The organism is Corynebacterium tuberculostearicum, from assembly GCF_030229345.1.
Classification (GTDB): Bacteria; Actinomycetota; Actinomycetes; order Mycobacteriales; family Mycobacteriaceae; genus Corynebacterium; species Corynebacterium tuberculostearicum_G.
Genome location: NZ_JASPGP010000014.1, coordinates 51434 through 59519 on the forward strand (window position 1 = coordinate 51434; position 8086 = coordinate 59519).

General features: G+C 60.5%; 7 protein-coding genes. 3 read left to right on the forward strand and 4 right to left on the reverse strand.

What is annotated here, in order from left to right; all coding sequences use genetic code 11:
• Positions 1-65: 65 nt before the first annotated feature.
• From QP884_RS09855 to QP884_RS09865, 3 genes are read left to right on the forward strand one after another with little or no spacing between them, the layout of a single operon-like run.
• On the forward strand, positions 66-2081 hold the full coding sequence (locus tag QP884_RS09855) for a helicase-associated domain-containing protein (protein WP_284821893.1): 2016 nt from the start codon (positions 66-68) through the stop codon (positions 2079-2081).
• On the forward strand, positions 2078-3703 hold the full coding sequence (locus QP884_RS09860) for a DNA repair helicase XPB (protein ID WP_284821894.1): 1626 nt from the start codon (positions 2078-2080) through the stop codon (positions 3701-3703). The genes QP884_RS09855 and QP884_RS09860 overlap by 4 nt, the downstream gene beginning before the upstream one ends.
• Positions 3700-4323: a DUF3239 domain-containing protein gene (locus QP884_RS09865; RefSeq protein WP_150851107.1), complete on the forward strand. Its 624-nt coding sequence runs from the start codon at positions 3700-3702 to the stop codon at positions 4321-4323. The genes QP884_RS09860 and QP884_RS09865 overlap by 4 nt, the downstream gene beginning before the upstream one ends.
• On the opposite strand, the gene QP884_RS09870 is transcribed toward QP884_RS09865, so the two are convergent.
• The 4 genes from QP884_RS09870 to QP884_RS09885 all read right to left on the reverse strand — a co-directional run.
• Positions 4320-5102, reverse strand: coding sequence for a DUF6880 family protein (locus QP884_RS09870; protein WP_284821895.1), 783 nt, complete (start codon positions 5100-5102; stop codon positions 4320-4322). The genes QP884_RS09865 and QP884_RS09870 overlap by 4 nt on opposite strands.
• 47 nt (positions 5103-5149) lie before the next feature.
• Positions 5150-6397 carry an HNH endonuclease signature motif containing protein gene (locus QP884_RS09875; protein ID WP_284821896.1) on the reverse strand — a complete coding sequence of 416 codons (1248 nt, stop codon included), beginning with the start codon at positions 6395-6397 and terminating at the stop codon, positions 5150-5152.
• 183 nt (positions 6398-6580) lie between these two features.
• Positions 6581-7714 (reverse strand): hypothetical protein, encoded by a 1134-nt coding sequence (locus QP884_RS09880; RefSeq protein ID WP_284821897.1) that lies wholly within the window; start codon positions 7712-7714, stop codon positions 6581-6583.
• A partial coding sequence (locus QP884_RS09885; RefSeq protein ID WP_284821898.1) for a hypothetical protein occupies positions 7714-8086 on the reverse strand: 373 nt, incomplete at its 5' end. The genes QP884_RS09880 and QP884_RS09885, both read right to left, overlap by 1 nt.

Below are 8086 nucleotides of genomic sequence, written 5' to 3' on the forward strand. Positions count from 1 at the left end.
GCCCTTATTATTTCAAACCTTGCGCAAAAACGTAACTCAAACGATAACTAAACTGGGGTGACATCATGACTCAGTCTTCCCACCTCCCGCATTTCCGCACGTGGCTAGCCTCCCTTGAGGAAGAAGAGCTCGCCACCATCCTCCGCAACCGGCCGGATGTGCTCAATCCGCTACCCCCGAGCATCGCCGCGCTGGCTACCCGCCTGCTATTGCGCACCTCCATCGCGCGGGCACTCATGAACTGCACTGCACGGCAGCTTGCGGAAATTGAAGACATCGCGCGCCGCGGAGGGGAACTCGAAGAGGTAGAAGACCTTAATCCGGATATCACCCGCCAGCTCAAGGAACGCGGCCTGGCCTACGGCAACATCCTCATCCCGCCCGAGGTCATGCCTGCCCTTCCCACGGGCTGGTCCCTCCTCGACCAGGTCCAGGTCAGCTCGGAGGACATCACCGAGCTGCCGGACGAAGAACGGAAGGTCCTCGAGACCCTGTCGCGTTCCAATGGCCTCGGCACCACGCGAGATGCGGCCATTGATGCGGATCCGGGCCGGCCGATTCCGCGGCTCATCGCCAAGCAGCTGCTCCAGCGCGTGGACGCCACCACCGTCCGCCTGCCGCGCGCCGTGCACCTTGCGCTCAACGGCAAGCCCACCGCCCCAATCCCAGTAGAAGGGATCACCGAATCCCCCGCCCCGGATTCCAAGGCCGATGATGCCGGTACCGCGGCCGGCCTTTCCGCCGTGCGCGGCATGCAGCGCGTCATTGACGCCCTAGGCGCGCGGCCGATAGAACTGCTCAAGGACAAGACCGTCGGCGTTCGCCAGCTCACCAACCTGAGCAAAACCCTCACCATCGATGAAGGAGAGCTGCGTCGCCTCATCGGCCTGGGCATGACCGCCCGCCTGCTCAGCCGCGGCGAGCCGAAAAACTTCGAGGGCAATTTCCTCGCGCCAACGGAGCTCGCCCAGGATTGGCTCGACGCGAGCCTCGCCGAAAAGTGGCAGCTTCTGCTCGAGGCTTGGACTTCCTCCCCATGGACCAAGGAAGGCCGCACGCTAGCGCACACCAATGACCGACTGCCGGAATTTAGGCAAAAGGTCCTGCAGGTCTACCTGCGCGGGGCGAAGCCCACCTTCGAAGAATCCCTGCGCTTCCATTTCCCGCTCTTTGCCACGCATACCTCGGACGAGACCATCGCCGAACTCCGCGCGGAAGCCGAGTGGATAGGCGCGATCGCGCTTGAGCGCCCCACCAGCGTGCTTATCGACGCCCCCGAAGCCGCCGCCCGCCTCACCCCCGACACGGTCGATTACTTCCTCATCCAAGCGGATATGACCGTCCTGGTTCCCGGCCCGCTCGATCCGGAGACCCACCAGCGGCTCGAATCCGTCGCCGACCTCGAATCCCCCGGCCTGGCCAGCGTCTACCGCATCTCGGACGCTTCCCTACGCCGCGGCCTGGATCGCGGCATGACCGGGGAGGAAATCCAGGCATTCTTCGCCGCCCACGGGGAGGTACCGCAGACGCTGGAGTTCCACATCGGGGACGTCGCCAAGCGCCATGGCACCCTGCGCTCCGGCCCGGCGCTATCCTACCTGCGCAGCGAGGACCCGGCCCTCCTCCAGATCGCGCTCAAAGCCGCGCCCTTGCGCCTGCTCGCGCCCACCGTCGCGGTGTCCCAATTACCCGTGCACGACCTGCTTGAGCGCCTGCGCGACCACGGACTCTCCCCCGCGGCCGAGGACGAAAGCGGTGCCAGCCTCACCGTCGCGCCCGAACCGGCTACCCTGCCGACGCCCACCGCCCGCCGAGCCACCGCTTCCCCGGACATCGCGAAGGCCATGCGCACCCTGCGCGACGACGCCGCGCCTTCCACGCCCAGCCTCGATATAGTCCACGCCGCCGCGCGCACTGCCCGGCCGATCACCATCGGCTATGCGGACAAAAACGGCAACGAAAAGAAACGCACCGTCACCCCGCTGACCGTGGCGGGCGGGCAAATCGACGCTCGCGCGGCCGATGGCTCTACCATCCGGTTTCCCTTGCACCGGATCACCTCCGTTACGCTGGAGCCATGAATGGACCATTGATTGTGCAGTCGGATAAGACCGTCCTGCTCGAGGTGGATCACGCCCAAGCCGCCGAGGCCCGCGCCGCGCTCGCTCCCTTTGCGGAGCTCGAGCGCGCCCCCGAGCACGTGCACACCTACCGCATCACCCCGCTCGCGTTGTGGAATGCCCGCGCGGCCGGGCACGACGCCGAGCAGGTCGTCGACGTCCTAGAAAACTACTCCCGCTTCCCAGTCCCCCAAGCCCTGCTTGTCGACGTCGCCGAAACCATGTCCCGCTACGGCCGCGTCCGCCTCCACGCCCACCCGGCCCACGGCCTCATCCTCGAGTCCGATGAGCCGCCCATCCTGGAAGAACTTACCCGCGGCGCTACCGGAAAACTCCTCGGGGCTCGCATCGACGAGAACTCTATCGCCGTCCCGCCCTCCGAGCGCGGCCGCCTTAAACAAGCCCTCCTCAAGGCCGGCTGGCCGGCAGAAGATCTCGCCGGCTACGTCGATGGCGAATCCCACCCCATCGCCCTCAATCACGACGGCTGGCAGCTGCGTGACTACCAGCAGTACGCCACCGAGGCCTTCTGGTCCGGGGGCTCCGGCGTCGTCGTACTCCCATGCGGCGCTGGCAAAACCATCGTCGGCGCCGCTGCGATGGCCAAGGCGGAATCCACCACGCTCATCCTGGTCACCAATACCGTCGCCGGCCGCCAATGGCGCGACGAGCTCCTGCGCCGCACCACCCTGACCGAAAACGAAATCGGCGAATACTCCGGCGAAAAGAAGGAAATCAAGCCCATCACCATCGCCACCTATCAGGTGGTCACGCGCAAAACTAAGGGCGAATACCGCGCCCTCGAGCTCTTCGATTCCCGCGACTGGGGCCTCATCATCTACGACGAGGTGCACCTCCTTCCCGCCCCGGTATTCCGGATGACGTCGGACCTTCAATCGCGGCGTCGACTAGGGCTTACCGCTACCCTCGTGCGCGAGGATGGCCGCGAGGGCGACGTCTTCTCCCTCATCGGACCCAAGCGCTACGACGCCCCGTGGAAAGAACTCGAGATGGCCGGCTATATCGCCACCGCCGAATGCATCGAGGTCCGCGTGGATATGGACGCCGAGGAACGTATGCTGTACGCCACCGCCCAACCTCGCGACCGCTACCGCATCGCCGCCCAAGCCGCCGCCAAACTCCGGGCGGTGGATAAGATCCTGGCGCGCCACCCACAGCAGGCGCTCATCATCGGCGGTTATGTCGACCAGCTCAAAGAGCTCGGCGCGCATCTCGACGCCCCCGTTATCGACGGCTCCACCTCCACCGCCAAACGCGAGCGCCTCTTCCAACAATTCCGCGAGGGCACACTTCCTGTTCTCGTAGTGTCCAAGGTGGCCAATTTCTCCATCGACCTTCCCGAGGCAGCCCTAGCCATCCAGGTCTCCGGCACCTTCGGCTCCCGCCAAGAAGAGGCCCAACGCCTCGGCCGGCTGCTGCGCCCCAAGGAAGAAGAAGCCCTCTTCTATTCGCTGGTCACCCGCGATAGCCTCGATGCGGACTACGCCGTGCACCGCCAACGCTTCCTCGCCGAGCAGGGATATGCCTACCGGCTTATCGACGCACTAGACTTGGAACAATGAAAATCTTCAAGTTCGACGTAGACGAGTCCTTTGCCAAGGCCAATAACGAGCTCTTGCGCGATTCCAACCGCCTTCGCATCTCCGGCCTCGTGCTGGGCATCCTGCTCATCATCGGCGGCGCGGCCATCTGGTGGGGATTTTCCTGGGGCATTACCATCGGCCTCGGCATGATCCTTTTCGGAATCATGGTGGCCATCGTCGGCTTCGCCGCCGCCCGGAAGGTTGGCACCGCCCAGCAACTCTATGACTCCTATCCCCTTGCTCCTGCTGTCATCGCTGAGGTCAACGAGCGCGACATGGTCCTGCTCGCCCTAGTCAACACCAACGTGGATCCTTCCTTGCCTCCCCGCTGGGCTGCTTGCCTGCGCACCGTGACTGCCATTCCCGGCACTCAGCGAACCGTGGGCACCAAGGTTCCCGTTGCCGCTGTGTCCGGCCGCGCGGACAACAACCACTGGCAGCAAATCACCCCTATGCCCATCGCATGGGGCACCCCTGACGCCGAAACCGTCACCATTGCCCGAAAGTCCATCCCCCAGGAGGAATGGCAGCGTCTCGAGCGCGCCCGCAAGCGCCTTTCCGACGTAAAAGCTACGAAGTTCGACCTCCTAGTTCTCTAGGGCTCCACAAACCTTTCTGGATAAAGCATTACTTCTAGGAGCGGGTCCGGCCACTTGTTGAGAACTATCTGGGCGACCTCTTCCTCCCTTTCGGGGAAATGATCCCTCGCTAGTTCCACCCAGAATTGCCCGCAAGACCGCGCCTGCCAATCTGGATCAGATTCAGTTCCACGCTTCGCGTACTCCCACGCAGCGTCATTCTCACCGATTTCTTCTAAGGCTTTAGCTGCCTCTTCGAAATAAACCGCGTAGCTACCCTCAGCCAAGTGTGTACGAATAATTGCTTCGACATCTTGATCTAAAACCGCAAAGCGCTTCTCCATATACTTACGGCGGATAACATCTGCGTTTTCCGCCCAAGCGCGCACCTGAGCCAGGCCGTCTTCTCCGAGGACCGTTGAATATGCAACAGGGTCAAGATCGAAGTAATCAACCTCGTTGCTCTCATGGAAATCAATGAACCACTCGGCCAGCTCCATTGGCGCAGGCTTGGCGCGCTGTGCGCTCTTAGCATGGAGCTCGATAAGCTCTTCAACAACCTCACTTAACATGCCAAGTGAGTCATCCGCATTGACTATCACATCTACGGCAATCTCCAGCGCTTCTTGCACAACCGAGAATACTTGGGCTGGATCCTCCGAAGGGTCCTCCACGGCAAAATCGAGCACGCCAATTCCATCTTGCATTTTCAGTGCACGTCTAGCTGCCCGGTCCTCATCAAGAAAGGATCGGGTCCTACTCTGAAAAAATGGCAAGGCGATGGCAGCCAGTGAGCTCATCAGTTCGGCCTCCTCGGTAGGCTGTCAGCCCATTTTAACGGCGTCCCCTACCCTTTGGAGGTCTTCCTTTCTGTTCGTTGTTGTTGGTGTGTGAGGTATTGGGCCCAGGTGTGGTTCCAGTGTGCTTGGGAGGTAGCTAGTGGTCCGGTGGGGTGGTCTAGTTGGTAGGTGCCGTCGTGGTGTAGCCAGGCGATGGTGCCGGTGATGGGGTCGAGGATGTAGTGGATTCTGCGGTCGGTTTTGATGTTGTGGTGATGCTGGCAGAGGTTTACTAAATTATCTGGGCCGGTAGGCCCGCCGAGGTGGTATTCGATGCGGTGGTCGAGTTGGCACCTAGTGGCGGGGACGGTGCAGCCGGGCCAGCGGCAGGTAGCGTCTCTGCCTTGGGTGTAGGCACGGATGTCGGTGCTGGGGGTATAGGAGTCTATCTCGTCGGCGTTGAGCCTACGGATGAAGGTGTTGTCTGTGGGGGCGTGGTTGAGGTTTATCCATCCGGCACCGGGGTGATAGACGAGGTTGGCTTTCTCGTTGGTGGTGAACGTGTTGATGGCAACGCTGGTGTGGGTGTCTTCCAAGATGAGGTCGATGAGTGCTTGTGCTGCGGTGGTGGTGGTCTGGTTGGTGTAGGCGTCGATGTGGCGGGCGATGATGGTGGCGGTAGCACTATCGCACGTCAACGATAGTGTGGTGGTGTTATCCGGGTTGTAGTTGATGCGCAGTCGTGGTTCGGGTTGTTGTTCTTTGTCTTCGGGGCGCAGGTGGGTGTCGATGAAGGTGCGGATAAACCGGCGCAGGTCGGCGTCGGTGGGGACTGTTAGGTTGGGTGTGGTGGGGGTGAGGAAGTCTGCGAGTGCGGCGTCGATGGCTTCGAGGTGGTCTGGATTGTTGTCTAGGCGGTTGAGTTCACGGTCGATGATGCGCAGTTTGGTCAGGTCGAGTATCCAATGCTGGCCTTGCACTTCGGTGACCAGGGGTAGTTGGCGCATGCGGAAGTGAGCGCGCAGGAAGCCTAGAAGTTTGTGGTAGGAGATGCCGAGGTCTTTGGCGAGGCTGGTGAGGCTCAGGTCAACATCCTCGTCTAGTTGGGGGAGGATGGCGCGGTAGAGGAACCAGGAGGTTTTGCGTGTGTAGGTGCCGGCTTTGCCGATGTGGTTGCCGGGAGCGTTCGTGGTGTAAAACGCCTCCGGCACATCACCATCGTCTAGGGGACCGGTATCGGGGTGATCGGAAATGAGGAGGGTGTCTGGGTAGTCGAGGGAAACATCTGGTTCGGGTGGGGCAAGCGTGGCAGTCATGGACGGGGCACTCCAGAAGAGAAGAACAGAATTCGTATATGTTTTCTAACGGGTGCCTTCATAGTATCCCGGTTGGTGGACATGTGCCTCGTGTGGGGGTGTTTATGTTCGAATAGGATGCCCTAAATCCGCAGGGATCCCCAGAGTCGCACCACAACCAGCACCGGGGGTAAAAGCAAAGGTTTAGGGTTGGGCGGCGTCGGCAAGCTGGTTGCTAATTTCAGGGCAGTCAGCAAATTTCCGTTGTAGGCGACCTAAGAAGTCCTCAAATGCAGCCGGCTCAGCTGCTTTCTGAACTTTCCCGAGCAACCCATACGCTTGGTCGCGACCATAGACATCTTGTGTTTCCAGCTTGTCCTCAATGAGTTGCATGAGAACGGGAATGGTTTCGACCGGCAGGTGCGGAAGAAGTAGTTCTGCCACATTGCGTTGGAGTCCGGCGTCCGAGGCTGTCGCCCATGCTCGTTGCGGATCGCGTAGGCACTGATACTGAAACATTGCAAGATCCCAGGGCTTATCGCGCAGCCGAGCCTCGATGTGCTCCACTGCGCTATCCCCCACCGCCGCAAAAAGACCTTTCGCTGTCGAAAGCCATGGAAACGCGTCGAAAACTCGCTCATTGACGTAAGGGCTGCGGTGAGGAAAGTGGACGTCGGTAATCGCGGCCCAACCACCAGCAATGTTGAACGTTTCCTCAGCGGGGAGGATTCGCATCGCTTCTTCCGAGTACGTGTAAGCAAGGTCGAACCGGCCGATCTCCGAAAGCCCGCTAATGAGCTGCTCGTATCCGTCCGTGTGGGTACGAAATACCTCCTCGACAGAACCGGAAAGCACCGCTAACCGACGACCGACATACTCACCCTGCGCACGCTCGCGCAGCTCTTTGAGGCCTTCAGCTCCTAAAGCCTCCGCGTACTGTACGGGGTCGATATCAACCTGCTCCGCATACGGCGACTCGAGAACCCCCAAAAGCGTCTCGGCCAAGCGCAGACCGTCAACCTGGGCCAATTGGGCGGCCTGAGGTAGTTCCTGGGCCAAACGCCCCGCGCACCAGATCACGGACCCAACTGGATCGTTAACCAGCGGCAACTGTAGCAGAACCTCTTCTAGCGCCCGTTGCGCGACCGGGAGGACATCGCAAGGCTCTATTGACTTGACGCCTTCGCTAGTCAGGCGTTGAGGCTCATCAATTGCCACATTCAAAAGCACACCCGCCTGCCACACCTGGTCGGCATACGCCCGTGAATCTTCGGGGTCAGTCAGATTCAAACCTGAGGGGTTTACAAGGGTTTTGGTTGCTTCGTCAAGCGTCTGCACTACTTCTGGCATTCCTTGAGATCCGCGAGAAACTCCTTCAGCGTTTCCGTGAGCTCCCATATTTGGTTACGCTCCTCCTCAAACATGCGGTCAACGAGAAAATCCACGCCGACCAAATCATCCGGATGCAAGCTATCCAAATAAGCCAGGAGCTTATCGACGCCTTCAAGTCCAAGAATTCCTTGTTCTACCTGGTCCGCCACATGAGAAATTTGCTTTTGGTCCATGGTGAGGAGAATAGCAAAACATGAAAAAGAAGGAGACGGTGGTTTGCCGTCTCCTTCTTTTTGTTTCTGTATTTTGTTGTGTTTGTTGTTTGGTGTCGGCGGTGACTTACTCTCCCACAACCTCCCGGTTGCAGTACCATCAGCG